At 70.2% G+C, this 26,664-nt stretch carries 20 protein-coding genes and 1 riboswitch; of the genes, 14 read left to right on the top strand and 6 right to left on the bottom strand.

The window, feature by feature from the left end; genetic code table 11:
* Positions 1-281: 281 nt before the first annotated feature.
* Positions 282-1,187 (bottom strand): LysR family transcriptional regulator, encoded by a 906-nt coding sequence (locus ACHWVH_RS08210; protein ID WP_267098813.1) that lies wholly within the window; start codon positions 1,185-1,187, stop codon positions 282-284.
* A 99-nt stretch (positions 1,188-1,286) separates the two neighbouring features.
* Between ACHWVH_RS08210 and ACHWVH_RS08205 the strand changes: the two genes are divergently transcribed.
* Complete coding sequence (locus ACHWVH_RS08205; protein WP_394686970.1) at positions 1,287-2,540, top strand: MFS transporter; 1,254 nt, start codon at positions 1,287-1,289, stop codon at positions 2,538-2,540.
* Positions 2,541-2,565: 25 nt separating this feature from the next.
* On the top strand, positions 2,566-2,946 hold the full coding sequence (locus ACHWVH_RS08200; RefSeq protein ID WP_267093081.1) for a VOC family protein: 381 nt from the start codon (positions 2,566-2,568) through the stop codon (positions 2,944-2,946).
* Between the two features lie 37 nt (positions 2,947-2,983).
* Here the strand turns inward: ACHWVH_RS08200 and ACHWVH_RS08195 are convergent, their stop codons facing one another.
* Positions 2,984-4,939 (bottom strand): S8 family peptidase, encoded by a 1,956-nt coding sequence (locus tag ACHWVH_RS08195; RefSeq protein ID WP_394686969.1) that lies wholly within the window; start codon positions 4,937-4,939, stop codon positions 2,984-2,986.
* A 65-nt stretch (positions 4,940-5,004) separates the two neighbouring features.
* Entirely contained in the window at positions 5,005-7,359 is a 2,355-nt protein-coding gene (locus ACHWVH_RS08190; RefSeq protein WP_267083947.1) for a YadA-like family protein, read from the bottom strand.
* A gap of 135 nt (positions 7,360-7,494) precedes the next feature.
* Between ACHWVH_RS08190 and ACHWVH_RS08185 the strand changes: the two genes are divergently transcribed.
* Positions 7,495-8,895, top strand: a complete 1,401-nt coding sequence (locus ACHWVH_RS08185; RefSeq protein ID WP_053069678.1) for a sensor histidine kinase — start codon at positions 7,495-7,497, stop codon at positions 8,893-8,895.
* On the opposite strand, the gene ACHWVH_RS08180 is transcribed toward ACHWVH_RS08185, so the two are convergent.
* Positions 8,876-9,616: a response regulator transcription factor gene (locus tag ACHWVH_RS08180; protein WP_152236666.1), complete on the bottom strand. Its 741-nt coding sequence runs from the start codon at positions 9,614-9,616 to the stop codon at positions 8,876-8,878. The genes ACHWVH_RS08185 and ACHWVH_RS08180 overlap by 20 nt on opposite strands.
* A gap of 243 nt (positions 9,617-9,859) precedes the next feature.
* Here ACHWVH_RS08180 and ACHWVH_RS08175 point away from each other — a divergent pair, with 243 nt between their 5' ends.
* The 5 genes from ACHWVH_RS08175 to purU all read left to right on the top strand — a co-directional run bounded on the left by ACHWVH_RS08175 (position 9,860) and on the right by purU (position 14,764).
* Complete coding sequence (locus tag ACHWVH_RS08175) at positions 9,860-10,741, top strand: NAD-dependent protein deacetylase (protein WP_267098808.1); 882 nt, start codon at positions 9,860-9,862, stop codon at positions 10,739-10,741.
* A 27-nt stretch (positions 10,742-10,768) separates the two neighbouring features.
* On the top strand, positions 10,769-11,926 hold the full coding sequence (locus tag ACHWVH_RS08170; RefSeq protein ID WP_394686968.1) for an NADH:flavin oxidoreductase/NADH oxidase: 1,158 nt from the start codon (positions 10,769-10,771) through the stop codon (positions 11,924-11,926).
* A 58-nt stretch (positions 11,927-11,984) separates the two neighbouring features.
* On the top strand, positions 11,985-12,863 hold the full coding sequence (locus ACHWVH_RS08165) for an NAD(P)-dependent oxidoreductase (RefSeq protein ID WP_081613307.1): 879 nt from the start codon (positions 11,985-11,987) through the stop codon (positions 12,861-12,863).
* A gap of 123 nt (positions 12,864-12,986) precedes the next feature.
* Entirely contained in the window at positions 12,987-13,427 is a 441-nt protein-coding gene (locus tag ACHWVH_RS08160) for an XVIPCD domain-containing protein (protein ID WP_017908683.1), read from the top strand.
* A 485-nt stretch (positions 13,428-13,912) separates the two neighbouring features.
* Positions 13,913-14,764, top strand: coding sequence for a formyltetrahydrofolate deformylase (gene purU, locus ACHWVH_RS08155; RefSeq protein WP_152236662.1), 852 nt, complete (start codon positions 13,913-13,915; stop codon positions 14,762-14,764).
* Positions 14,765-15,018: 254 nt separating this feature from the next.
* Here purU and ACHWVH_RS08150 read toward each other — a convergent pair whose 3' ends face one another.
* A complete protein-coding gene (locus tag ACHWVH_RS08150) occupies positions 15,019-17,016 on the bottom strand; it encodes a choice-of-anchor X domain-containing protein (protein ID WP_394686967.1) in 1,998 nt (665 codons plus the stop codon).
* A 238-nt stretch (positions 17,017-17,254) separates the two neighbouring features.
* Positions 17,255-19,546 (bottom strand): 5-methyltetrahydropteroyltriglutamate--homocysteine S-methyltransferase, encoded by a 2,292-nt coding sequence (gene metE, locus ACHWVH_RS08145; protein ID WP_394686966.1) that lies wholly within the window; start codon positions 19,544-19,546, stop codon positions 17,255-17,257.
* A gap of 210 nt (positions 19,547-19,756) precedes the next feature.
* A riboswitch (cobalamin riboswitch) is annotated at positions 19,757-20,010 on the bottom strand.
* Between the two features lie 181 nt (positions 20,011-20,191).
* Here metE and ACHWVH_RS08140 point away from each other — a divergent pair.
* The 6 genes from ACHWVH_RS08140 (at position 20,192) to ACHWVH_RS08115 (ending at position 26,657) form a co-directional block, all read left to right on the top strand.
* Positions 20,192-20,686, top strand: coding sequence for a hypothetical protein (locus ACHWVH_RS08140; protein ID WP_267083937.1), 495 nt, complete (start codon positions 20,192-20,194; stop codon positions 20,684-20,686).
* A 141-nt stretch (positions 20,687-20,827) separates the two neighbouring features.
* Complete coding sequence (dusA, locus tag ACHWVH_RS08135; RefSeq protein WP_295924449.1) at positions 20,828-21,862, top strand: tRNA dihydrouridine(20/20a) synthase DusA; 1,035 nt, start codon at positions 20,828-20,830, stop codon at positions 21,860-21,862.
* A 402-nt stretch (positions 21,863-22,264) separates the two neighbouring features.
* Complete coding sequence (locus tag ACHWVH_RS08130; RefSeq protein ID WP_039726258.1) at positions 22,265-22,648, top strand: hypothetical protein; 384 nt, start codon at positions 22,265-22,267, stop codon at positions 22,646-22,648.
* A gap of 73 nt (positions 22,649-22,721) precedes the next feature.
* Entirely contained in the window at positions 22,722-23,405 is a 684-nt protein-coding gene (locus ACHWVH_RS08125) for a response regulator transcription factor (RefSeq protein WP_003469280.1), read from the top strand.
* An 82-nt stretch (positions 23,406-23,487) separates the two neighbouring features.
* Positions 23,488-24,858 carry a sensor histidine kinase gene (locus ACHWVH_RS08120; protein WP_191091324.1) on the top strand — a complete coding sequence of 457 codons (1,371 nt, stop codon included), beginning with the start codon at positions 23,488-23,490 and terminating at the stop codon, positions 24,856-24,858.
* Between the two features lie 215 nt (positions 24,859-25,073).
* A complete protein-coding gene (locus ACHWVH_RS08115) occupies positions 25,074-26,657 on the top strand; it encodes a DUF1800 domain-containing protein (protein WP_267121541.1) in 1,584 nt (527 codons plus the stop codon).
* The last annotated feature ends 7 nt before the right edge of the window (positions 26,658-26,664 follow it).

The following is a 26,664-nucleotide window of genomic DNA, read 5'->3' as shown; positions in this document are numbered from 1 at the left end:
TGCTTGACCAGCCTTCGGCTGTGGTAAAGCGCTTCTTTTGGTTACTTTTCTTTGCATAAGCAAAGAAGTGCTTCTCAGCAGCCGAAGGCTGATCAAAGTAACTCGCCGCAAGGCGAAAGCCGTTGCTATTGCTATTGCTATTGCTATTGCTGTTGCTGCTTGATTTACGCGTCGGACAAGCACACCCGCACGAGTGAGCTTTGGCGGCGATGAGCTCTATCGGTAAAGCCCTTCGCGGCTAAAGCCGCTCCTACATTGCCGCTAGGGGAGTGCTGCCACCACTACCCACGCCTGCCCGCCGCATGCCCCTGCGCCAACTGCCACAGGTGGCGCACGATCGGCATCGCCTGCGCGGTGGCCGGCAGCGCGGCCAAGGCCAGTCGCGCCATCGGCACGCGGCCTTCGATGTCCAGGTAGCGCACGCCGGGCAACTGTACCTGCGCGGTCGAGGCGGGGACGACCGACACACCCAGTTCGGCGGCCACCAGGTTGACGATGGACGACATCTGCGGCGCTTCCTGTTCGATCTTCAGTTCGAAGCCGGCCTGGCGGCAGGCATCGAGGATCTCGTCGTAGAGGCTGGTGCCGAAGCTGCGCGGGAACAGGATGAACGGTTCGCCGGCCAACGCCGACAGCGGCGCGCGGTGGCGTCTGGCCAGGCGATGCGCCGCCGGGACGGCGATCTTCATCGGCTCGTCGGGCAGCTTGAGCAACTGCAGTTCCGAGGGCGTGGCCACGCTGTAGCGGATGAAGGCCGCATCCAGCCGCCCCTGCAGCAGCGCGGCGAGCAGGCCGGCGGTGTTGGTCTCCTCCAGCGCCAGCGTCACCGCCGGCCAGCCGCGGCGGAAGCCGCGCACCAGGGTCGGCACGATCGGGTTGAACGCGGCCGAGGCGGTGAAGCCGAGCCGCAGCACGCCGCTCTCGCCGCGTGCGGCGCGGCGCGCGGCATCGCCGGCGCGCTCCAGGTCGGCGAGCACGCGTCGGGCTTCGGTGCGGAAGGCGCGGCCGGCCTCGGTGAGCTCGGCGCCGCGCGGTGTGCGCACGAACAACAGCGTGCCCAGTTCCTCCTCCAGTGCGCGGATCTGCTGGCTCAGCGGCGGTTGCTGGATGCCCAGTTGCGCGGCGGCGCGGGTGAAGTGCCCGGCCTCGGCCACGGCCAGGAAATAGCGCAGGTGGCGCAGTTCCATGTCATATCCAGAGCATATGGAGAGTGGGTCGATCATATATTGGACGCCGGGTGGCGGCAGGCGAATACTGGCCATCCGTCTCCCGCCGCGACCCACACCGTGAACGCCTCCAGCCAATGCCCGCCGGTGCACGCCGTGGACGATGCGCCGCTGTTGCGCATCCGCCTGGCGCTGTTCCTGGCCGGCTTCGCCACCTTCTCGCTGCTGTACAGCGTGCAGCCGCTGCTGCCCGCGTTCGCCCGCGAGTTCGGCCTCAGCGCGGCGGCCAGCTCGCTGCCGCTGTCGCTGGCCACAGGCGGCCTGGCGATCGCGATCTTCTGCGCCGGCGCAGTGTCGGAAACGCTGGGCCGGCGCGGGCTGATGTTCGTGTCGATCGCGTTGGCGGCGCTGCTCAACCTGCTCGCCTCCTACCTGCCGCACTGGGGCGCGCTGGTGGTGGTGCGCGCGTTGTCCGGCATCGCCCTGGGCGGCGTGCCGGCGGTGGCGATGGTGTACCTGGCCGAGGAACTGCCGGCGAGCCGGCTCGGCGCGGCGACCGGGCTGTACGTGGCCGGCAATGCGTTCGGCGGCATGGTCGGTCGCATCGGCATGAGCATGCTCACCGACCACTTCGACTGGCGCGTTGCGCTGGCCACGCTGAGCGCGGTGGATCTGCTGGCTGCGGTCGGCTTCGTGTGGCTGCTGCCGCCGTCGCGGCACTTCGTGCGCCGCCAGGGAGTGAACCTGCGCTTCCACCTGCGCGCCTGGGGCGGGCATCTGCGCGATCGCCACCTGCCGTGGCTGTTCGCGATCCCGTTCCTGGCGATGGGCGTGTTCGTCAGCGTCTACAACTACGCTGGCTTCCGCCTGGGCGGGCCGGAATTCGGGCTGAGCCAGAGCCAGCTTGGCATGATCTTCAGCGCCTACGTGTTCGGCATCGTGTCGTCCTCGGTCGCCGGCGCCGCCTCGGACCGGTTCGGTCGCGGCCCGGTGGTGCTGGCCGGCATCGCCACCGCGGCGCTGGGCGTGGCGCTGACCCTGGCGCATGCGCTGGTGCCCGTCATCGCCGGCATCGTGCTCCTGACCATCGGCTTCTTCGTCGCGCATTCGGCGGCCAGCGCCTGGGTCGGGCGCCTGGGCGGGCAGTTCAAGGGCCATGCCGCCTCGCTGTACCTGCTGGCGTACTACGCCGGTGCCAGCGTGATCGGCTCGCTCAGCGGTGCGGCGTGGCAGCACGGCGGCTGGAACGCACTGGTCGCCTGCTGCCTGGTGTTGCTGGGCATCGGCCTGGTCGCCGCGCAGGTGCTGCGCCGCGGCGCCGACGACAGCCGCCCCTACGGCCGCTTCGGGCCGCATCCGCCGCGCGGCGAGTGAGCCGCCCTCCAACGAGCATTCCGCAATGCAGATCGACCATCTCGACCATCTGGTCCTCACCGTCGCCGACATCGAGGCGACCTGCGCGTTCTATGCGCGGGTGCTGGGCATGCGCGTGGTGACCTTCGGCGAAGGCCGCAAGGCGCTGGCGTTCGGCGAGCAGAAGATCAACCTTCATCGGCATGGCCACGCGTTCGACCCGAAGGCGCGGGTGCCTACGCCGGGCTCGGCCGATCTGTGCTTTCTCACCGCCACGCCGCTGGCGCAGGTGGCCGAGGAACTGCGCGCTGCCGCCGTGCCGATCGAGGACGGGCCGGTGCAACGCACCGGCGCCCGCGGACCGATCCTGTCGCTGTACTTCCGCGATCCGGACGGCAACCTGATCGAGGTCGCCAACCCGTCGTGAACAGGGGCGCCGCCGCGGCGGCGCCCGTGGCGTTCGCTCACTCCGTGTAGCTCACCGACAGGGTCACGTTGGCGTAGCCGCCGCTGCCGCCGACCAGGCGGAAGAAGTAGCTGCCGGTCGCCGGCAGCGCCATCTGCACGTTCTGCGTGGTGCCGTTGCGCACCGAGCTGTAGTCGGCATCGCTGCCGTCGGCGCTGGGTGCGCGCACCGCACGTACGTACAGCCGCAGCTGGCCGCTACCGCCCAGGGTGCGCAGTTGCAGGTTGCGTGCGTTGGCCGGGACATCCAGGCGGTACAGCGGCCCCTGGCGCGTAGCGGCGGACAGCCGGCTCTGCGTGCCGCGCGCGATGGTCGTGGCGGTGGCTTCCTCGCCGCCGCCGCTGGCGCCTGCAGCGCGCGCGACCGCCTTGCCGGCATTGAGGATGCCGGCGCCGATGCGCAGCGTCGGCTTCACCGGGAACACGTTGGAGGTCTGGGTCAGGATGTCGCGCATCTGCGCGGTCGTCGGCACCGGCCGGCCGGCGTTGATCGCCGCGCTGATCGCCAGGGCGACCACGCCGGCCACGTGCGGAGAGGCCATGGACGTGCCCGCGTAGCCGGCGTAGGCCGGCTGGTCCGGACCATGGGTGCCGTTGTTGAGGGTGGACCAGACCAGGCCGGTGCGCACCGATCCCGCACCGCTGGATGCATCGTTGGCGTACACGCCGCCGCCGGGCGCGGACAGGGTGATGGTATTGCCGAAGTTGGAATAGTAGGCGCGACCGCCGGTGATGCCGGTGGCGGCGACGTTGATGACGCCCGGGCAACTGGCCGGCGAATAGCCCCCGGCGTCGGCGTTGTCGTTGCCTGCGGCCACCACCACCACGCTGCCGCGCGCGATGGCACTGGCGATGGCATTGGCGGTGACCGAATCCTGCGCGCAGGCGCCGCCGCCGCCCAGGCTCATGTTGATCACCTCGGCGGGGTTGGCATTGTCGGGCACGCCGTCGACGTGGCCGCCCGAGGCCCACACGATGGCATCGGCGATATCGGCGGTGGTGCCGCCGCAATGGCCGAGCGCGCGGATCGGCAGGATCTTCGCGTCCGGCGCGATCCCGGCCATGCCGATGCCGTTGTTGGTGCGCATGGCGATAGTGCCGGCGACGTGGGTGCCGTGCCAGGAACTGTCGGTCTGTTCCTGCGGTTGCGCACAGCCGCCGTTGGCGACCAGGTACTTGTCGTCGGTGGTCCAGTCGCCGGTGTCCCAGCCGCCCGCGACGCGTCCGTTGCTGGCGCGGCCGGACATCAGCGCATCGCTGATGAAGTCGTAGCCGGCGCTGGCCAGCGAGGTGTCCAGGTCCGGATGCGCGGTGATGCCGGTATCGATCACCGCCACCACCACGCCCTGGCCGGTGCCGTACTGCCAGGCCGGCAACAGATCGATGCCGCCACGGTTGGGATAGCCGGTGGTCTCCGGCGCCAACGTTTCCAGGTGGCCATCGGGCGTGCGCAGGTGCCACTGCACGGCGTAGCCGGGATCGTTCGGTGCGCTTGCCGCGCTGGCCGTGGCCTGCGCGGCGCTGCGTACCGGCTTGAGCACCAGGTTGGGCTCCACGTGCGCGATTGCGGGGTCGGCCTTCAGGCTGGCGATCAGCGTCTGCAACTGCGATGGCGTCAGCGCGCGGCTGGGCCGCACCAGGTCGGCGCCGATGGCGAGGCGACGCACCCGGTTCAAGGCCGGGGCGGTCTGCCGGTAGGTGCTGGTCCAGGTGCTGGCGGTGCTGCGCGCGGCCATGATCTGGTTCAGCGTGGCGCTGGCGGCGCGCGTGTCGCGGACGGCGCTGCTGCCGTCGCGATAGGTCACGATCAGGCCGTCGTAGACGGTGGATTGCCCGGGCGCGGCCTGGGCCAGGACCGAGAAGCGCGGGGCGGTCTGCGCCTGCGCGGTGCCGGCGAGGGCCAGGCCCAGCGACAGGGCGAGCAGGTTGCGGGAAAGCGGGATGGCATGGGTCATGGCGGTGTCTCTGCGAAGATCGACGAAGGCGTGGAAATCAAGGAAGGGCGGCACCTACGGTCGTGTCACCAGCTGAAGCCGGCACCGGCGGACACGCTCTTCTCGCTGCCGGAGAAGGCGCCGCCGAGCGAGACGCTGGCGCGGTTGCCGATCGCGCGCTGGTAGCCCACCGCCAGCGCGCTTTCGCCGCCCTGCGAGCCGACGCCGACGCCGATGCGGTTGGCCCCGGCCAGGCCGGAGGTGTTCACCGCCATGCCGGCATAGGCGGCGCTGACCGCGCCCATCCGGTCGATGCGCCGGTCCAGGTGCTGGAAGCGCTGGTCGGTGTCGGTGCGCAGCTTGGTCAGGTTGTCGTCCCAGCCGGCCATGCGGCTGTCGGTGTAGGCGTTGGCGCTGCTCAGCGTGGCGCTGTCGCCGGCCTGCATCTGCGCGACGTTGACCGCATCGGTGGCCGCGCTGCCGGCGGCGACGTTGCTGATCTGGCGTTCGTTGCCGGCGCTGCCGACCGAGACGGTATTGGCGCGCGTGGCGGAGGAGCCGCGGCCGATCGCCACGGCATTGTTCGCCGAGACCGACGCGCCCTGGCCGACGGAGGTGCCGGAGGCGGCCGTGACCGTGGCGCTTTCGCCGACCGCCACCGCGTTGGTGGCATTGGCGCTGATGCTGGCGTTGGCGCCGACCGCGGTACTGCCGTCGGCGTTGACCTGCGCGTTGCCGCCCAGCGCCGTGTCGTTGGGGCCGTAGGCCAGCGCGTTGGAGCCGATTGCCGTGCCGTTCTGGCCGTTGGCGGTGGCCTGCGCGCCCACTGCCACGGCATTGGTGCCGGCGCCGACGCTGGGGCCGCCAGTGCCGCCGCCGCCCACCGCCACGCCGCCGGCGCCACTGCCGACCCGGGTGTCCAGCGCCGACAGTGCGCCATCCAGCGCCGACAGCGCCGAGCCGACCGTGCCGTAGCTGCGGCCCTGGATCAGGTAGCTGCCGCCGCTGAAGCTGCCATCGCCGCCGACCGCGCTGCCGGCGCCGAGCGCGCTGGCGATGCTGCGCAACTGCAGCACGTTGACCGCGTCGGTGTCGGCGGTGCCCGCGGCGATGTAGGTGAGCTGGCGCAGCGCACCGTCGTTGCCGAAGGCGACCGCATTGTCGCGGTCGGCCATCGAACCGGCGCCGATGGCCACGCTGTTGGCGCCGGTGGCGGCGCTGTTGTAGCCCAGCGCGACGCTGCCCGCGGTCAGTGCGGAGGCGCCGCTGCCGAGCGCGGTGGCGCCGGCGGCATTGGCGCTGGCGATGGCGCCGAAGGCGCTGGCGTCCTGCCCGTCGGCGAAGGAGCTGGCGCCCACCGCCAGCGCATTGGTGCTGGTCGCCAGCGCGGAGGCGCCCAGCGCCATGCTGTAGTCCGCGTCGGCATGGCTGTCGAAGCCCAGCGCGGTGCCGTAGTCGGACAGCGCCCAGGCGCCGGCGCCGATGGTGACCGCGCCCAGTCCGTTGGATTGCGCCGGCACGCCCGCATTGCTGGCGCCGATCGCCACGCTTTGCTGGCCGGCCGCCGAGGCGCTGTCGCCGATCGCGATGCCGCCGTCGCCGCTGGCGGTGGCGGTGTAGCCCATCGCCACGCCGAAGAAGCCGGAGGCGACGCTGTAGCCGCCGTTGGCGACGGCGCCGGTGCCGCTGGCATTGGCGGCATAGCCGAACGCGCTGGCCTGCTCGGCGCTGGCGCTGGACGAGGAGCCGCTGGCGGTGGCGTACTTGGCGCTGGCCGATGCGGTGGCACCCACTGCGGTGGCGCCGGAGCCACTGGCGCTGGTGTTCCAGCCCAGCGCGCTGGCACTGTCAGCGGTTGCGGTGGCGGCCGTGCCCAGGGCCAGGGAACCGAAGCCGGTACTCTGCGCGCCGGCCGAGTCGCCGTAGGTGCTGCCGAAGAAGCTGCCGCCGATCGCGATCGCCGAGGTGCCGCTGGCGACCGCGCCGTCGCCCATGGCGATGGCGGCGCTGTCGGAGGCGACGGTGTGGTGGCCGATCGCGATGGCGAAGGCGCCGGAGGCGTCTGCGCGTGCGCCCATCGCCACCGCGCGCAGGCCGGCGGCGCTGGCGTAGTCGCTGCCGTCGTTCAAGCCTTCGGCCAGGAAGTAGTGGGTGGTGTTCTGGGTGCCGGGCTGCACGTCCTGGGTGGTGGCGTCCTGCGGCGCCGCGTCGGCGTCGGCGCTGTCCGTCTCGGTGGGGGTGGCGTCGCCCTGCGGCGCCTGCGAGGGCGGCTGGGTCGCCGCGGTCGGTGCCGTGGCAGTGACCGCGAAAGCGCTCGAGGGCAGGCTCAGCGCGAGCAGCAACGCGGCGGTCAACAGACCGTCAGAGGCCTGCGGCAGGATGGACGAGGACGACGACAGCGGGCGCATGGCGGCGCGCAGGGCATTGGGCAGAAGAGGCATGGTCGATTCCGGGCTGGGGCCGGGAGCGTCGTCCCGACAACGAGTCAGGCCCGATTAAGGCCGCAAGCCCAGCCCCCTTCAATGCACGCAAATTCACGTCTCCCTCACGGTAGACTCACCGTCATGGGAGCCTGGGTGAGATGGGGTGCGCACTCTGCGCCGGTCGCGCTTGCCGCGCGGCTGTGGCGGCGCCTCTCGCTGTGGCTGCGCCGGGTGCCGATCGCCGATCCGCTCGACCGGCGCAACGCGCCCGCGCTGCAGGTGCTGTTCGTGTTCCTGGGCAGCGAGATCCCGCTCAACAAGCTCTACCACCTGCTGACCGCACCGCGCATCGAGATGAGCACGATGCAGCTGGCGGTCGATGTGGGCACCGATGCGGCGATCGCCGCCGCGGCCTGGGGCGGGGTCTGGATGATCCGCCGCGGCCTGCTCAAACAGGCCGCCGCCGCGTTCATCGCGGTGGTGCTGTGCTCGGCGGTCGCCGCCAACCTGGCGTTCGGCTATCAGCTGCAGGCCTTCGATCCGTACCCGATGATGATGCTGACCCTGGCCGCGCTGGTGATCGGGCGCCGCGCGCTGTGGCTGGTGTACCTGTGCATCCCACTGATCTTCTGGCTGGGCATGGAAAGCCCCTGGGGCCAGGACCCGCGCGGCACCCGCAGCCCGTTCCAGAACCTGCCCTCGCTGGCGCTGAGCTACCTGATGATCACCCTGGTGCTGGATCGCACCGTCGCCGCGCTGCGCGAGAGCCTGTGGCGTGCGCGGCGCAGCGCCGCGCGCCTGCGCGTGGAGATGCGCGAACGCACCCTGGCGCAGCAACGCCTGCTGCATCTGCAGAAGATCGAGCTGGTGGAGCAGCTGGCCAGCGGCGTGTCGCACGACTTCAACAACATCCTCAGTGCGATCCTCGGCTACACCGAGCAACGCCATTGCGTGCACGAACTGGACTATCACCCGCCGCGCGATGCGTTGGTGCTGGCCGATGCACTGGAAGGCGTGGCCCTGGCCGCGCATCGCGGCGTGGCGGTCAGCCGCAAGCTGCTCAGCTTCAGTCGCCGCGAGGCGAGCGTGCCCGAGCGCTTCGATGCCGGCGAAGCGCTGCGCAGCCTGCAGCCGATGCTGCGACAACTGTTCGGTGCCGCGGTACAGGTGCGTCTGGATCTGGCCACCGAAGCGGCGCCGGTGTTCCTGGATCGCAGCCGCTTCGATCTGGCGCTGCTCAACTTCGCCGCCAACGCGCGCGATGCGATGCCCGGCGGCGGCTGCTTTTCGCTGCAACTGCGCCGCGATGGCGAGGCCGTCGCCATCGCCATCGCCGATACTGGCGTGGGCATGAGCGAGGCCGTGCAACGGCAGATCTTCGAGCCGTTCTTCACCACCAAGCCGGCCGGGCAGGGCACCGGGCTGGGCCTGGCGGTGGCGTTCGAGATGGCGCAACAGGCGCATGGCAGCCTGCAGGTGCGCAGCGCGCCCGGCGCCGGCACCTGCTTCGTGCTGCGCCTGCCGCTGGCCGGGCTCAGCGCTCCTGCGGCATGAGCAGATAGCCTTCGCCGCGCACCGCGCGCAATGGCAGCGCGCTGCCGGTGCGCTCCTGCACTTTCTGCCGCAGCCGATGCAACAACGCGTCCAGCCGGTGCGGATCGATCTCCAGCCCGGCATTACCGCCGAGCATGCCGACCAACGCATCGCGGCTGACCAGGCGCCCGCGCGCCTGCCACAGGCTCTGCAGCACCTTGCGTTCGGACGCGGTCAACGGCACCGCCTGCCCGTCCGGCGCGAACAGGCACCAGCCGTCGTCCTGCAGTTGCCATTCCTCGCTGGCCGGCGCGCTCGGCCGCAGCATGCGCCGGGCCACGCTGAACAAGGTGGCGGCGAGGATCTCGATCTGCACCGGTTTGATCAGGTACGCATCCGCACCCTGGACCAGCCCGCGCACCAGATCCGGCTGCTCGCCGCGGCCGCTGAGGATGACGATGCCCATGCCGGGGCGGCGTTCCTGCAGTTGCTGGGTCAGGGTGAAGCCATCGCTGTCGGGCAAGCCGATGTCGAGCACGATCAGATCGAAACGCTGCGCCTCCAGCGCCGCCCACAGCGCCTGCGCGGTGCGCAGCGGCGTGACCTCGAAGCCGTGCCGCTGCAGGCCCGGCAGCAACACGCGGTCGCGCAGCACATCGTCGTCCTCCAGCAACGCCACCCGCAGTGGGGCGTTGGCGGCAGCGGCGAGCGGGGACGGGGTGGGATCGGAAACGCGGCTCACGAGACGGAATCGGCGAAGGGATGGCATTCCTCACGGAGGCGGCGTGCGGCCAGCAGGGTGCAGTGAACGCCGAGCATCCTGCCGCGCCCTGGACAGTAGCCAGTTTCCAGCGGGCTTTCAATGCGCGCGGCAACGCTTCAGCGGCCGTGGCGGCCAGGGCTTGCGTTGCTGCCGCCCACCCCCTAGATAGGAAGCCGACACGCCATCGTCGCGTGCGCCTCCACCACCTCCGGGACCTTCACGATGTCGCAGTTGCTGCAGGATCACGCCGCGTCCGCACCGCCGGCGGCGTCCGCGCTGGAAGCGTTCGTCGACCGCCATCGGCGCCTGTTCGTGCTGACCGGTGCCGGCTGCAGTACCGACTCGGGCATTCCCGACTACCGCGACGCCGCCGGCGACTGGAAGCGTGCACAGCCGGTGACCTACCAGGCCTTCATGGGCGAACTGGCGACGCGGCAGCGCTACTGGGCGCGCAGCCTGCTCGGCTGGCCGCGCTTCGGCCATGCGCGGCCCAATGCCACCCATGCCGCGCTGGCGCAGCTGGAAGCGCGCGGCCAGGTCGAACTGCTGCTGACCCAGAACGTGGATGGCCTGCACCAGGCCGCCGGCAGCCGCGCCACCATCGACCTGCACGGGCGCCTGGACGTGGTGCGCTGCATGGGCTGCGAGCGGCGCATGCCGCGCGAGGCGTTCCAGCAGCACCTGCTGCAGCACAATCCGCAGTGGGCGACGTTGCAGGCCGCGCCGGCGCCCGACGGCGATGCCGACCTGGAGGGCGAGGATTTCGCCAGTTTCGTGGTGCCGGCCTGCACGCACTGCGGCGGCGTGCTGAAGCCGGATGTGGTGTTCTTCGGCGAGAACGTGCCGCGCGAGCGCGTTGCCAGTGCCTTCGCGCATCTGCAGCGCGCCGACGCGGTGCTGGTGGTGGGCTCGTCGCTGATGGTCTATTCCGGCTTTCGCTTCGTGCAGGCCGCGGCCAAGGCCGGGCTGCCGATCGCCGCGGTCAACCTGGGCCGCACCCGCGGCGACGATCTGCTGAGCATGAAAGTGGAGCAGTCGTGCGCGCAGGCGCTGTCCTTCCTGCTGCCGGCGGCGGCGCGCGTTCCGAATCCCGGCACGAACTGATCCATCGGCAGTGGTTGATCGCGCTGCATGGCAGGAGTGCAATGGTCGCTTGCCGCGCCGCGCGCGGCGTCTCCATGGATCCGCATCGTGAGTCACTTGTTCTCGCCCCTCGCGCTGGGGCCGCTGTCGTTGTCCAACCGCATCGTGATCGCACCGATGTGCCAGTACTCCGCCGAGGACGGCCGTGCCAGCGACTGGCACACCCAGCATCTCGGGCAACTGGCGCAGTCCGGCGCCGGGCTGCTGATCCTGGAGGCGACCGCGGTGGAGCCGCGTGGGCGCATCAGCTACGCCGATCTGGGCCTATGGGACGACGCCACCGAGGCGGCGCTGGACACGGTGCTGCGCTCCGTGCGGCGCTGGTCGCCGATGCCGTTGGGCATCCAGCTCGCGCATGCCGGGCGCAAGGCGTCCACGCACAAGCCCTGGGACGGCGGCGGCGCGATCGCGCCCGAGCAGCCGAACGGCTGGCAGACCGTGGCGCCGTCGGCGCAGGCATTCGCCGACGACGGCCCGTCGCCGCAGGCGCTGGACCTGGACGGCATCGACGCCATCGTCGAGGCGTTCGTGGCGTCGGCGCGGCGCGCCGAGCGACTCGGCTTCGAGCTGATCGAATTGCATGCCGCACACGGCTACCTGCTGCACCAGTTCCTGTCGCCGCTGAGCAATCAGCGCGCCGATGCCTATGGCGGCAGCCTGGAGAACCGCATGCGCCTGCTGCTGCGCGTGCATGCGGCGGTGCGCGCCGCGGTGGCGCCGAGCATCGCGGTGGGCGTGCGCATTTCCGCCACCGACTGGGTCGATGGCGGCTGGGATCTGGCGCAGAGCGAGGCGCTGGCGCAGGCATTGCAGGCGCAGGGCTGCGATTATCTGCACGTATCCAGCGGCGGGCTGGACCGGCGTCAGCGCATTCCGGTGGCGCCCGGCTACCAGGTGCCGCTGGCCGAGACGCTGCACCGCGCGCTGCGCATGCCGGTGATCGCGGTGGGCCTGATCACCGAGCCGCAGCAGGCCGAGGCCATCCTCGCCGAGGGCCGTGCCGATGCCATCGCGCTGGCCCGCGGCATCCTCTACGATCCGCGCTGGCCGTGGCACGCGGCCGCCGCGCTGGGCGCGCGGGTACGCCCGTCGCCGCAATACCTGCGTTGCGAGCCGCATGCGGCGCGCGGCGTGTTCGACGCCTGACCGGCGCGCCGCGCGCGCTGGTGGCGTCCTCCATTTCGATTCCTTCAGGGAGCCTGCAATGACGACGATTGGATTTCTCGGCCTGGGCACGATGGGCCAGCCGATCGCGCTCAACCTGCTGCGCGCCGGCCATGCGTTGACGGTCTGGAACCGCAGCGCCGCGGCGGCGCAGCCCCTGCTCGAGGCCGGCGCGCAGCAGGCCGCGCAACCGGCCGATGCGGTGCGCGGGCCGGTGCTGTTCTCGATGCTGGCCGACGACACCGCGGTGCGCGAGACCCTGCTCGATCGCGGCGCGCTGGACGCGCTCACCGCCGGCAGCGTGCACGTCAACATGGCCACGATCTCGGTGACGCTGGCGCGCGAACTGCACGCGTTGCATGCCGAGCGCGGCGTCGCCTACCTGGCGATGCCGGTGCTGGGGCGGGTAGAGGTGGCCGCGGCCGGCCAGCTCAACCTGCTCGCCGCCGGCGACGCCGCGGCGCTGGCGCGGGTGCAGCCCTTGCTCGACGTCATCGGGCGCAAGACCTGGTACTTCGGCACCGCACCGGAACAGGCCAACGCGGTGAAGCTCGCCGCCAACCTGTGCCTGGCCAGCGCCATCGGCACCATGGCCGAGGCGTCGGCGCTGGTGCGCGGGCACGGCGTGGAAGCGGCCGATTTCCTCGACATGCTCACCAGCACCGTGTTCGCCGCACCGGCCTACCAGACCTACGGCGGCATGATCGCCGAACAGCGCTACAGCCCGGCCGGCTTCAAGGCCACGCTGGGCCTGAAGGACGTGCGCCTGGCCCTGAACGCCGGCGAGACCCGGCACGTGCCGATGCCGCTGGCGGCGGTGCTGCGCGATGCCTTCATCGAGGCGATCGCGCACGGCGACGGCGACCTCGACTGGGCGGCGCTGGCCAAGGTCGCCGCGCGCCGCGCCGGCCAGGCCTGAGCGATGCGGGACGATCTTCAGCGGACCTTGGCGGCGCATGCGGCACACTGCGTGCCCGCTTGAGCCTGGCGCGCGCTTGCCGCTAAGGTGCGGCGATTTGCTGGCGCATCACAGGAGGATGCCATGAGTCCGAATTCGTCCGATCCCGGCGACAGAGCCCCGATCCAGCCACCGCGCGCGGTCGTGCGCGAGCCCGTGCCCGGGCCCGATCACCCGGAGCATCCGGACCATCTCCTGTACGCGCAGATCCGCGAGGGCGTGCACGCGCTGGACGCCGCCTGTGGGCGCGCGCCGGACGCGATCAGCGAGCGCATGGTGGCGCGGCTGCTGCCGCTGGCCAAGGAATACGGTTTCGACCAGGTCGACCACGTGGTGCTCAGCCGCGAGATCGGCGACGTGGAGGATGGCGAGAACGTGTTCCTGGTGCGCGGCGACCTGGACGATCCGGCGCACCTGCGCGCGCACATCACCACCCACGAAGCGGTCGGCATGTCGGTGGAGGACTCGCTGGCGCGTCTGGAAAAGGTCAACCGCCGCCTGGCGCTGCGCCTGCGCCCGGAGTGAGCGCAGGCGAGTGAGCAGCGTCATGGGTGCGACGTCAGCTGCGACCGGATTTCAGGATAAGGATGCCTAAGCCCCTCTCCCCCCGGGAGAGGGGTCGGGGTGAGGGTACGGGGCGCGCAGCGCACGCGGAGTTCAAGTTGCACGAAGCTTCGCCCGTACCCTCATCCGCCCCTTCGGGGCACCTTCTCCCGGAGGGAGAAGGAAAAGCCGGCTGCGGCTGGATGGCGTGGCCTCTTCTCACCGTCCTGGTTGAGGCCGCGCCCACACTGCAGCACTGGCACGGTCAGGGACTGCACTGTGGGAGGGACTTCAGTCCCGACGTCGTGCAAGATCGGATGCACAGCGGACTTCGTCCGCCGTCGCTGCATGACAGTTGCCTCACCACGTTCCAGAGGCGGACTGTCCCGATTCCCGATTCCCGATTCCCGATTCCCGAATCCCGAATCCCGAATCCCGAATCCCCGCCTTTCCCCTATCATCGACAGATGCGCCACGACTACATCCTGACCCTGTCCTGCCCGGACCGTACCGGCATCGTCTTCCGCGTCAGCGGCCTGCTGTTCGAGCACGGCTGCAACATCCTCGATGCGCAGCAGTTCGGCGACGAGGAAAGCGGCCGCTTCTTCCTCCGGGTGCACTTCGACGTACCCGCCGACGGCATCGTCGCCGCGGTGAAGCTGCAGTTGGAGCCGCTGGCCGCCGACTACGCGATGGACTGGCAACTGCACGACGCGCGCCGCCGCGCGCGCCTGTTGGTGCTGGTCAGCAAGCAGGGCCACTGCCTCAACGATCTGCTGTTCCGCGCGCACAGCCGGCAGTTGCGGGTGGACATCGCCGCGGTGGCCTCCAACCATCCCGACTTCGCCGCGCTGGCCGGGTCCTACGGCGTGCCGTTCCACCACCTGCCGGTGAGTGCCGCCAACCGCGCCGAACAGGAGGCGCAGCTGCTGGCGCTGGTCGAACGCGAACGCATCGATCTGGTGGTGCTGGCCCGCTACATGCAGATCCTGTCGCCGACGCTGTGCGCGGCGCTGGCCGGACGCGCGATCAACATCCACCACAGCTTCCTGCCCAGCTTCAAGGGCGCGCAGCCGTACCACCAGGCGCACGCACGCGGGGTCAAGATCATCGGTGCCACCGCGCACTACGTCACCGGCGATCTGGACGAAGGCCCGATCATCGAGCAGGACGTGGCCCGCGTGGACCACGCCATGACCCCGCGCGAACTGGTGCGGCTGGGCAGCGACACCGAGTCGCAGGTGCTGGCCCGCGCCGTGCGCCGCCACGTCGAGCATCGCATCCTGCTCAACGGGCATCGCACGGTGGTATTTCGCTGAGGCGGGGAGTGGGGATTCGGGAATCGGGAATGGGGAGCAGCAACAGCAACAGCGGCTAAGCACCCGCTTGCCCTAATCCATGGTCGCGGCGCCGACCGTCTGCATCGACGATCATCGCCGCTCTCCAGTCACTGCACCGTGGCATTTCCGATGAAGCGGGGAATGGGGGTCGGGAATAGGGAAGGGCACCATCAGCAGCCGCAGCGCGGCGTTCGCTCTGCCGATTCCCATTCCCGATTCCCCATTCCCAGCCCTCAACGCGCCGCGTTGGCGTTCATCGTCGCGTTGCGGCTGGCGTCCAGGTACTGCGCCGGATCGCGCATGCCGGTGGTGTGGCACTGGCCGGTGGTGTGGCCGCGGTTGACGCCGCCGGGCAGCTGGCCGTTGACCTGCTCCACGGTGCCGTCCTCCGGGTCGCTCAGCACCAGGTCCGAGGCCGCATTGCAGTAGTCGTTGGTGTACCAGTTGGTCTTGGCGAAGGAGGTGGTGTAGTAGTTCACCAGCGCCCGCGCCGAGTTGGGGATGCCGGCCAGCCAGGCCTTGGCGCCGTCGTAGGTCAGGTCGTTGTTGGTGCCGCAGCCCACACCGAACCACGAGCCCACCGTGGCCAGGATGCCGGCCAGGTTGGTGCCCTGGTAGGGCGTGCCCACCGACTGCATCACCCGCCCGCCGCTGGCATTGTCCAGGCCGCTCCAGTAGTACACGTACAGGTGCAACGCGGCCATGCCGCCCTGGCTGTGCGCCACCGTGCCGAACGAGTTCCACTGGCTGCCGAACTGCGCCAGGCGCTGCGCGAACTGGTCGTTGCTGCGGTTCTGGTTGACGTCCAGGAACGCGGAGGCGTTGGTGAACTGCGCCACCGGCCACACGCCGCCCGAGCAGTAGCCGTGCACCAGCACCAGGCGCTTGCCGGTGGCCTGCGCCTGCATGTCGGTGGCGGCTGCGCTCAGCTGCGCCGGGCGCTCGCCCATGCGCATGCTCTCGTCGATCGCGCCGGTGCTGCGCGCCACGCTGCTGCGGCGCAGTGCCGGCAGGGTCAGCGGCAGCGTCGCACGAGTGGCCAGCGGCACGAAGTTGTCCGGATCCTCCACGCGCAGGTTGCGCAGGGTGAACGGCGCACGCGCGCCGGCGCGGGCGATCCAGCGTTCGTCCACGCTCAGCGGCAGGCGTCCGTCCTGCGGCGCGAGCATGCCGCCGAGCCAGGCCACCGGCACCGCGCTGCCGTCGCGACCGGTGCCCCACAGCTCGCCGAGCACGCGGTAGTGCGCCGGCGCCTGGCCGCCGCCGATGCGCACCGGGATCGGCAGGGTCAGGCGGGTGCCGGGCTGTGCGCTGGCGGCGACGGCATCGGCGGTGATGCGCAACGTGGTGTCCAGCACCGGCAGCACGTGCTCGCTGGTGCGCACGAAGGCCTGGCCGCCGGCGTCGTGGCCGTGCACCACCACCTGCGCGATGTAGGTGCCGGTGGCTGTCGCCGGGAAGTCGCCGGCATACACGCCATCGCCCGCGGCGCCGTCGCCGTGGCGGCCGTCGTCGGCCATCGGCCATTGGCTGACGGAGCCGTCCGGCGCGATCACGCGCAGCTGCGCGGTGTCGATGCGGCCGCTGCCGGCGCTGCGCGCCAGCGACACGCCGCCCTGCGCATCGATGCCGCCGAGCAGGGCGGTCAGGCCGATACGCTGGCCGCGCTGCAGTTGCGCGCGGTCGCTGGGATAGGACGCCAGTTGCGTGCGCGGGTCGCCTTCCATCAGCACATAGCCGCGCTGCGCCGTGTTGCTGCCATCGGCCTGCAGGGTCAGGGTCCAGTCGCCGTTGGCGGCGCTGTCCACGTGGTACTCGCGGGCCGGCAGCGCGGCGCCGCCGGCGCCCAGTTGGGTGGCCTTGGCGCTGGGCGCGAGCAGCGGCGTCGTGGCGGCGGTGCCCATGCGTGCGCTGGCCGTGGCCGGTGCGCTCAGCCGCGGCTGCCAATCGTGGTCGCCGGACAGCACCACGAAGCGCAGCTTGCCGTTCTCCACCGGCAGGGTGGTGTGCCACTGCGCCGGGCCACTGCTGCGAGCGGCGGAGAACTCCACCGGCAGCAATGCGCTCTTGGACAGGATCGCCGCTTCCGCCGGGGCGGGCGCGCGCATCTGCGCGAACTCCTCCGGCGGTCCGGCCAGTTGTTTGGGAATCAGTTCGGCCGCGTGCAGCGCGGCGGCGGGGACGACGAGACACAGGACGCAGACGGCGGACAGGTTCGACAGCTTCGGCATGACGCGCTCTCCCTGGCGGTGCTGAGAAGCAGACGCACATGCCGGAGCCGCGACGCACCGCGCCGCCGGCAGCACGTCGGCGAGGACGCAGCGCCCCCTCGCCACGCGTTCGCCTGCGGTTATAGCCAGCGCACATTGCCGGACAAAGACGCAATGCAGCAATGCACGCCGAACTGGGATACCGGACATGCCGCAACCATCGCGATGCCCGGCGCACGTGGCGCCGGGCATCGCCAGGTCACGCCGCCTGCGCGTGCTGGCTGCGCAACTGCTGCGCCGCCGCCACCATCGCCTGCAGCGCGTTGCGGGTTTCCGCCCAGCCGCGGGTCTTCAGCCCGCAATCCGGATTGACCCACAGTTGCTGCGGATCCAGCACCGCACGCGCCTTCTCCAGCAACGCCACCATCTCCTGCGTGCTCGGCACGCGTGGCGAGTGGATGTCGTACACGCCCGGCCCGATCGCGTTCGGGTAGCGGAAGCGCACGAAGGCATCGAGCAGTTCCATGCGCGAACGCGAGGTCTCGATCGAGATCACGTCCGCGTCCATCGCCGCCACCGCCTCGATGATGTCGTTGAACTCCGAGTAGCACATGTGGGTGTGGATCTGCGTGGCATCGCGCACGCCGGCCGCGGCGATGCGGAAGCACTGCACCGCCCAGTCCAGGTACGCCCGCCAGTCGGCGCGGCGCAGCGGCAGGCCTTCGCGGATCGCCGGCTCGTCGATCTGGATCACGCCGATGCCGGCCGCCTCCAGGTCGCGCACCTCGTCGCGCAGCGCCAGCGCGATCTGCCGGCAGGTCTGCGCACGCTCCTGGTCGTCGCGCACGAACGACCACTGCAGCACCGTCACCGGCCCGGTCAGCATGCCCTTCATCGGCCGCTCGGTCAGCGACTGCGCGTAGGTGGTCCAGCGCAGCGTCATCGGCGCCGGGCGCTGCACGTCGCCGTAGATGATCGGCGGCTTCACGCAGCGCGAGCCGTAGCTCTGCACCCAGCCATGACGGGTGAAGGCGAAGCCGTCCAGCTGCTCGCCGAAGTACTCGACCATGTCGTTGCGCTCGAACTCGCCGTGCACCAGCACGTCCAGGCCCAGTTGCTCCTGCGCACGCACGCAGTGCTCGGTCTCGGCGGCCAGGAACGCGTCGTACGCGGCGTCGTCGAGCTTGCCGGCCTTGTGCTGCGCGCGCGCCTGCCGCACCTGCTCGGTCTGCGGGAACGAGCCGATCGTGGTGGTCGGATACAGCGGCAGCCGCAGCGCCGCCTGCTGCGTCTGGCGGCGCTGCGCGTACGGCGACTGCCGGCGGCCGGCGTCGTCGGTCAGCGCGTCCACCCGCCGCGCCACCTCGGCGCGGTGCACGCGCGCAGAGGCGCGACGGCTGGCCAACGCATCGCGCGCCGCGTCCAGCCCGGCCTGCGCCTGCGGCTGGTCGTCCAGCGCATCGGCCAGGGTGCGCAGTTCCTGCAGCTTCTGCCTGGCGAAGGCCAGCCAGCCGACCAGTTCGCGGTCCAGCCTGGTCTCCTGCTGCAGATCCACCGGCACGTGCAGCAGCGAGCACGAGGGCGCCAGCCACAGCCGCTCGCGGCCGACATGGCCGGCGGCGTAGCGGGCCAGGGTCAGCGCGTTGTCCAGCGGGGTACGCCACACGTTGCGGCCGTTGACCAGGCCGGCCGAGAGCACGCGCCCGGCCGGCAGCGCCTGCAGCACCGCGTCCAACTGCGCCACGCCACGCACCAGGTCCACGTGGATGCCGTCCACCGGCAACGCCATCGCCAGTTCCAGGTTGTCGCCCAGTTCGCCGAAGTAGCTGGTCAGCAGCAGCTTCGGCCGCGGCGCCTGCGCAAGGACATCATAGGCGCGGCGATAGGCGGCGCGTGCGGCCTCGTCCAGGTCCAATACCAGCGCCGGTTCGTCGAGCTGCACCCAGCCAGCGCCGGCCGCATGCAGGCGCTGCAGCAATTCGGCATACACCGGCAGCAGGCTGTCCAGCAACGCCCAGCGGTCGCTGCCGTCCACGGTCTTGGACAGCGCCAGAAAGGTCACCGGCCCGATCAGCACCGGCCGGGTCTGGATGCCCTGCGCCTTGGCTTCCAGGAACTCCACCACCGGCTTGTCGCCGCGCAGGCGGAAGTGCTGGCGCCGCGCCAGCTCCGGCACCAGGTAGTGGTAGTTGGTGTCGAACCACTTGGTCATTTCCAGCGCGTGCAGGTCCAGGCCGTGTTCCTGCGTGCCGCGCGCCATCGCGAAGTAGCCGGCCAGCGGGTCGGCATCGGCCAGCGCGCGGTAGCGTTGCGGGATCGCATCGAACAGGAACGCGGTGTCGAGCATCGCGTCGTACAGGCTGAAGTCGTTGCTGGGCGGCACGTCCACCCCGGCCTCGCGTTGCAGTTGCCAGTGGCGCAGGCGCAGGTCGCGTGCGGTGTCCTGCAGTTGCGCGCCGTCGATGTCGCGGCGCCAGTAGCGTTCCAGCGCCTGCTTGAGCTCGCGCCGCGCACCGATGCGCGGGAAGCCCAGGTTGGTCACGATCGTCATGTTGCGTTTCCTCATTGCGTTCAAGGGCATTGAGGAACGAAGGAACCGCGCGCCGCGCGTCCCGTTCGCACGGACCGCCCGCCACGCCAGCGACCTTCGCCCCCGCGGGCGAACCGGTACCGCGCGGGCAGGCGGACGGCGCGGCGCGGCGCAAGGCCGGGTCGCGGTCCGGCCGCCTCCCCGCGGAGGCGCCAGGTCGAATCGGAGGACGCACGGTCCTCCGGCCGGGGCCGGTATTCGGGCTGATGGACACGCGCACCGTGCCGGCTGCGCACCTACTGTCCGTCGCTTCCCAGGCCGGCATGCGCCGGCCCAGTGCCATTGACGGAGGTCGTTTCCATTCACCGCTGCGGGGCAGCTCCGGAATGGGCAGGCGCTTGCGGCGCCGGCCGTCACCGGATTCCCGTTTAAATCCATCCCTTCATCCGAATGAAGCGATGAATACCTTCGGCGAGCGCACGATAGGCCGGATGTGGCGGGTGGTCAAGGGCCTGCGCCATGCGTCCGGCGGAACCCGCACCACGGTTGGGCCATCGCTGCGGATCGCAGGCACCGATAGATAGGGATACGCCTGATTGATGCTGGCGCGCTGGGGCGGCGTAGTGGCAGTACCCCTGCTGCTTCCTCCCGCCCAAGGAAATCGTCATGCCCATCTACAATCACAATGGCAGCTTCGTTACTCCTGTGAACATCTTCCACTTCGTTACCCAAGTACAAGCCGGCGTTGTCGGCGGCTCATTGCCGTGCATGACCGGGGCTGGCAACAACCTGGGCGTCAACGCGTCGGCAGTCCAGAACATCTGCACTGTGCCGGGTATCACCCGCGCTTACGGCCTGATCACTTGCGCCGCGGTCATCTATGTCTCCAATCATCCGCATGCCCTCCCTTGCGCCTGGGTGCACCATGCCAACGCAGGCTACGTCGCCACGCACGAAGCCGCCGCGGCGCTGGTCAGCCTCGGTGGACCGCCGCCGGCCAGCGTACTGGTGGTCTTCGCCCATCCCGGTGCGTCCGATCCCGGCTATATGACCTCGATCGGCAACATCGTCGGGGCCGGCATTCCCGCCAACAACATCGTCGAAATCCCCAACCTGATTGCGCCGCAGTTCGGCATCAACAACCTGGCTGAGATCGGCTGAAGTGCTCCCGCTCGCGCTGCGGCGCGCGGGTCCGTGCGAGACGCGGACGACCGTGTCTTGGTAGATGCCTAGCCGCAGGCTCAAAAAAGCGCACGCGGCCCCGTCAGCAGCGAACGGTGTACCGCGCTAAAATTGCAGACAATGGAAACCCCAAAAAGTAGCGCGGATCAGTCGAATAGCGCCGAGCACCAGCGCTACGCCGCCTCGCTGCGCCTGTCCGTCGCCCCGATGATGGACTGGACCGACCGCCATTGCCGGGTCTTCCACCGGCTGCTGGCGCCGTCGGCGCGGCTGTACACCGAGATGGTGCACGCCAATGCGGTAGTGCTGGGCGATCGCGCGCGGTTGCTGGATTTCGATTCGTCCGAGCATCCGCTTGCCCTGCAGCTCGGCGGCAGCGAGCCGGCGCTGCTGGCGCAGGCGGCGCGGATCGGCCAGGACTGGGGCTACGACGAGATCAACCTCAATTGCGGCTGCCCGTCCGACCGGGTCCAGGCCGGGCGCTTCGGTGCCTGCCTGATGCGCGAGCCGGCGCTGGTCGCCGACTGCGTGGCGGCGATGGTCGCTGCGGTGGACATCCCGGTGACGGTGAAGTGCCGGCTGGGCGTGGACCAGGACGACGACTACGCGGTGTTCCTGGCTTTCGTCGACCAGGTCGCCGCGGCGGGCTGTGGGCTGTTCGTGGTGCACGCGCGCAATGCCTGGCTGCAGGGCCTGTCGCCGAAGGAGAACCGCGAGGTGCCGCCGCTGCGCTACGACTGGGCGCACCGGCTCAAGCGCGAGCGGCCGCAGTTGCAGGTCGTGCTCAACGGCGGTCTGGCCGCGGTGGAGACGGCACAGGCGCAGTTGCAGGCGGTGGACGGGGTGATGCTGGGCCGCGCCGCCTACCACGATCCCTACGTCCTGCACCGGCTGGACGCGGCCCTGACCGGCGCCGCGCCGCGCCCGCGCGCCGAGTTGCTACGCGCGCTGCGCCCCTACGTCGAGGCGCGCCTGGCCGAGGGCCTGGCGCTCAAGCACATCACCCGCCACCTGCTCGGCCTGTTCCACGGTCAGCCCGGCGGCCGCGCCTTCCGCCAGGTGCTCAGCGAAGGCGCGCACCGGCCGGGCGCGGACTGGGCGCTGCTGGAGCGGGCGCTGGCGGTCACCGACGGGGCGGCACGCGCGGCAGCGTGATCCGCGGGGCTGTGGGGCACCTTTCGCCTCGATGACCTGATCGCTCTCATCGCCAAGCGTGCGCCGACCCATGCGGCGTCTCGATCGACGACTGTCGCGCCGCCATCTTCCGCACGTCGTTCAGGGATTTTGTTCAGGTTCCTGGAGCTAGTCTCTGGTCCTGCGGAGACGCCGCGAAGCACCTGTCGAAGGGCCTCTCCAGACCCCTGGCGCGGCCCTTGCATCGGCCTTCGACAGGTTCATTTGACTGAATGCTACCGGGGGCGTCCAGAAAAGTTCAGACCGGATTCACCCCGAAAAATCAAGAATTTGCCTCGATTTCTCGAGGTCGTCTTCGTTCCCGCGAGGTGTCGCGCTTCACAAGTTTTGAACGTTTCCGATCAGTCCGTTAGGATGCCCGTCGTGACTTCTTCCGCTTCCCGCCACTACCGCTTTGCCGCTGTCTTCGCGCTCGCGCTGGCGTCGGTCGCGGCTGGGCACGGCCGTGCGCAGCAGCCGCCCATGCCGGGTGTGATGGCGCCGCCGGAGCGCGATGCGGGGCGCAATCGGGACTATGGCGGTAGTTCGCTGTCCGACGCGGTGCGCCGGGTGCAGCGCTCCACCGGCGGGCAGATCCTCGGCGCCGAGCGCGTGCCGTTCGATGGCCGCGACATCAACCGCGTCAAGTACATGGACGGCCGTGGGCGGGTACGCTACATGGACGATCCGCAGCCTGGCCGTGCGGCGCCGCCGCGGGCGCCGCGGTCGGGCGAGCCTCCCGAGCCACCACGCGACGATCACCCGTGAGTCCGGATAGTTCGGTTCAGGTTCCACACACCGCCCCGGCCACCGGCCACCTGTAAGTTACTAGGGAGAGTTCATGCGTATCCTTCTGGTCGAAGACGAAGCTCCGCTGCGAGAGACCCTGGCCGCTCGCCTGAAGCGCGAAGGCTTTGCGGTGGATGCGGCGCAGGACGGCGAGGAAGGCCTGTACATGGGCCGCGAAGTGCCCTTCGACGTGGGCATCATCGATCTGGGCCTGCCGAAGATGTCGGGCATGGAGCTGATCAAGGCGCTGCGCGACGAAGGCAAGAAGTTTCCGGTGCTGATCCTCACCGCGCGTTCCAGCTGGCAGGACAAGGTGGAAGGCCTCAAGCAGGGCGCCGACGACTACCTGGTCAAGCCGTTCCACGTCGAAGAGCTGCTGGCGCGCGTCAATGCACTGCTGCGCCGCGCCGCCGGCTGGAGCAAGCCGACCCTGGAATGCGGTCCGGTTGCGCTGGACCTGGCGGCACAGACCGTCAGCGTCAGCGGCAGCAACGTCGACCTGACCAGCTACGAGTACAAGGTGCTCGAGTACCTGATGATGCATGCCGGCGAACTGGTCTCCAAGGCCGACCTGACCGAGCACATCTATCAGCAGGATTTCGATCGCGACTCCAATGTGCTGGAAGTCTTCATCGGCCGCCTGCGCAAGAAGCTGGACCCGGACGGCGAGTTGAAGCCGATCGAGACCGTGCGCGGCCGCGGCTACCGGTTCGCGATTCCGCGTACCGAAGGCTGATCGCAGGCGCCGGCGAGCACACCGAGGAAGCGACCGCGTGGCGGCACGACCCAGGTGGTACAAGCGCTGGCGCCCGCGTTCGCTGCAGGCGCGCCAGCTGCTCGCCGCCAGCCTCAGCCTGCTGGCGTTCCTTGCCGCGGCAGGTTACGCGCTGGACCAGGCCTTCGCCGATACCGCGCTGAGCAACCTGCGCGAGCGCCTGAAGAGCTACGCCACCGCGTACGCCAACAACATCGACGTCGCCCGCGACGGTTCGCTGTACATCAACAACGACAAGCCGCCGCCGGACCCGCATTTCGACCGGCCCGGCAGCGGCCTGTACGCGCAGATCGTGATGCCCAACGAGCGCTGGATCTCGATGTCCAGCGAAGGCCCGCTGCCACCGCGCGGGGGCATGCTCGAACCGCGCCAGGAAACCTTCGACGGGCCCTGGTCGATGACCCAGATCGACGGCAGCGAAGGCGAGGTCTACCGCTACGGCATCGGCCTGGCCTACGTGCGCCGCGACAAGGAAACCCCGGTCACCATCTACATCATGGAGGACACCCGCGCGCTGGGCGCGCAGCTGCGCGTGTTTCGCGGCCGGGTGTGGTTCAACCTCGGCGGCGCCGGCCTGATCCTGCTGGTGCTGCAGGCCTTCATCCTGCAATGGAGCCTGCGCCCGCTGCGCCGGGTGATCAACGAACTGACCAAGGTGCAGCGCGGCGAAGCGGTGCGCATGGGCGATCGCCATCCGCGCGAACTGGAACCGCTGACCGACAGCATCAACGCCTTCATCGAGAGCGAGCGCGAGAACCTGGACCGCCAGCGCAACACACTGGCCGACCTGGCGCACAGCCTGAAGACGCCGCTGGCGGTATTGCGCACCCAGCTCGACAGCGGCGCGCAGGGGCCGGAGCTGCGCGAAGAGTTGGACGTGCAGCTACGGCGCATGAACAACCTGGTGTCCTACCAGCTGGCGCGCGCCGCCTCCAGCGGCCACAAGCTGTTCGCCGCGCCATTGCCGATCGAACCCAACGCCGAGGAGATCGTGCGCGGCCTGGAGAAGGTCTATGCCGCCAAGGGCGTGCTGTGCGAGTTCGACATCGAGCCGAGCGCGCGCTTCCACGGCGAGCCCGGCGACCTGCAGGAACTGCTCGGCAATCTGCTCGAGAACGCCTTCAAGTGGGCCCGCCGGCGGGTGTTGCTGAGCGTGCGGCCGGAGCCGGCCGCCGGCAGCCGCCGCGCCGGCCTGATCATCGCGGTGGAGGACGACGGCCCCGGCATCGCGCCGGAAGAGGTCGCCCACATCCTGCAGCGCGGCGTGCGCGGCGACGAGCGCGTGCATGGCCACGGCATCGGTCTGGCGATCGTGCAGGACCTGGTCAAGGGCTACCGCGGCGAGCTGCAGGTCAGCCGCTCCGAGGAACTGGGCGGGGCGCGCTTCCTGGTCACCCTGCCGCCGGGGTTGTAAGCACGACAACGCGCTCCTGTGCTGGTCTGGGACCGGCATCCCGCTGCGCAGCGACGACCCGCGCCAATCGAGTGGCCGCGCGCGCCGCTGCAGTGCAGCAGCAGGTGAATCCCGTGCAAATGACCGGGAGGTTTCCGACAGTGGCTTAACGCGACCGGCGCGCAGCTGGCGATACTGCGCCGGTCTTCACGCCGCTTTTCGTCCAGGAGCCCCGCATGTCCGCATCCCGGCATCGTCCTGCAGCAACGCGTCTGCGCGTGCGCGGCCGGCGCGCGCTGCGCAATACCCAGCGGTTGCTGCTGTCGTTGCTGCTGGTGCTGTTCACCGTCGGCGCCATCGCCGCCACCGACAAGGTGCTCAAGCGCGACGATGCGCGCTGGCTGCAGTCGATGACCACCGGCCTGGACAGCGCCAGCGTGGCGCAGTTCGAGCGCGATGGCCGCAAGCGCTTCCTGCGCGAGCAATTGCAGGCCGACGGTGGCGATGCCGCCCTGCCGGCGCCGGTGCGCGCGCAACTGGACGGCTACGCCGCGCTGCACACGCCGGTCCAGGAACTGCTCAAGCAGCAGGCCGCCGCACAGCAGGCGATCAAGGCGATGCCGGATGGCGATGCCAAGGTCGCGGCGAAGAAGGCCGCGCAGCAGCGCGGCGATCTGCTGCTGAACCAGGCACGCCAGGCGCAGCTGCTGCGTTCCATCTACGCGCCGGATCAGCTGCGCGAGCAGATGGTGTGGTTCTGGCTCAATCATTTCAGCGTGTTCGCCGACAAGGGCCGCCTGCACTGGACCGTGGCCGACTACGCCGACAACGCGATCCGCCCGCACGCGCTGGGCAAGTTCTCCGACCTGGTGATGGCGACGCTGGAGAGTCCGGCGATGCTGGAGTACCTGGACAACGCGCAGAACGCCAAAGGCAAGGTCAACGAGAACTACGCGCGCGAGTTGATGGAACTGCATACCCTCGGCGTCGATGCCGGCTACACGCAGAAGGACGTGCAGCAACTGGCGCTGATCCTCACCGGCGTCGGCATCGCGCCGGTCGACCGCGACGGTCCGCCGAAGTTGCCGCCGGCGCTGCAGGCGCAGTATGTGCGCCGTGGCGCGTTCGAGTTCAATCCGGCGCGGCACGAACCCGGCGACAAGACCTTGCTCGGCCAGCGCATCGCCGGCGGCGGCTTCGACGAGGTCGAGCGCGCGGTGCAACTGATCGTGCGCCAGCCGGCATGCGCGCACTTCATCTCGCGGCAGTTGGCCGAGTACTTCGTCGCCGACGATCCGCCGCCGGCGCTGGTGGAGAAGATGGCGCGCACGTTCCAGCGCAGCGACGGCGACATCGCGGCAGTGCTGCAGGTGATGTTCACCGCGCCGGAGATGGCGGCCGGCGCGCCACACAAGTTCAAGGATCCGTACCGGTTCCTGGTCTCGGCGCTGCGCCTGGCCTACGACGGGCAGACCATCGTCAATCCGCAGCCGTTGCTGGGCTGGTTGAACCAGATGGGCGAGCCGAGCTTCGGACGGATCACGCCCGATGGCTGGTCGCTGCAGTCCAGTGCCTGGAACAGTTCCGGGCAAATGGCGCAGCGCTTCGAGATCGCGCGTGCGATCGGCAACGGCAACACCCAGCTGTTCACCGTCGATGGGCAGCAGCGCGGCGGCTTCCCGCAACTGAGCACGCCGCTGTACTACCACGCGATCGAGCCGCAACTGAGCGATGCCACGCGCCAGGCGCTGGCGCAGGCGCGCTCGCAGCAGGAGTGGAACGGCTACCTGCTGGCCTCGCCCGATTTCAATTACCGCTGACCGCGGC

Source organism: uncultured Xanthomonas sp., assembly GCF_964278005.1.
Classification (GTDB): domain Bacteria; phylum Pseudomonadota; class Gammaproteobacteria; order Xanthomonadales; family Xanthomonadaceae; genus Xanthomonas_A; species Xanthomonas_A sontii.
The sequence above is the reverse complement of the archived record's forward strand: the minus strand, read 5'-3'. Positions and strand labels throughout refer to the sequence as shown.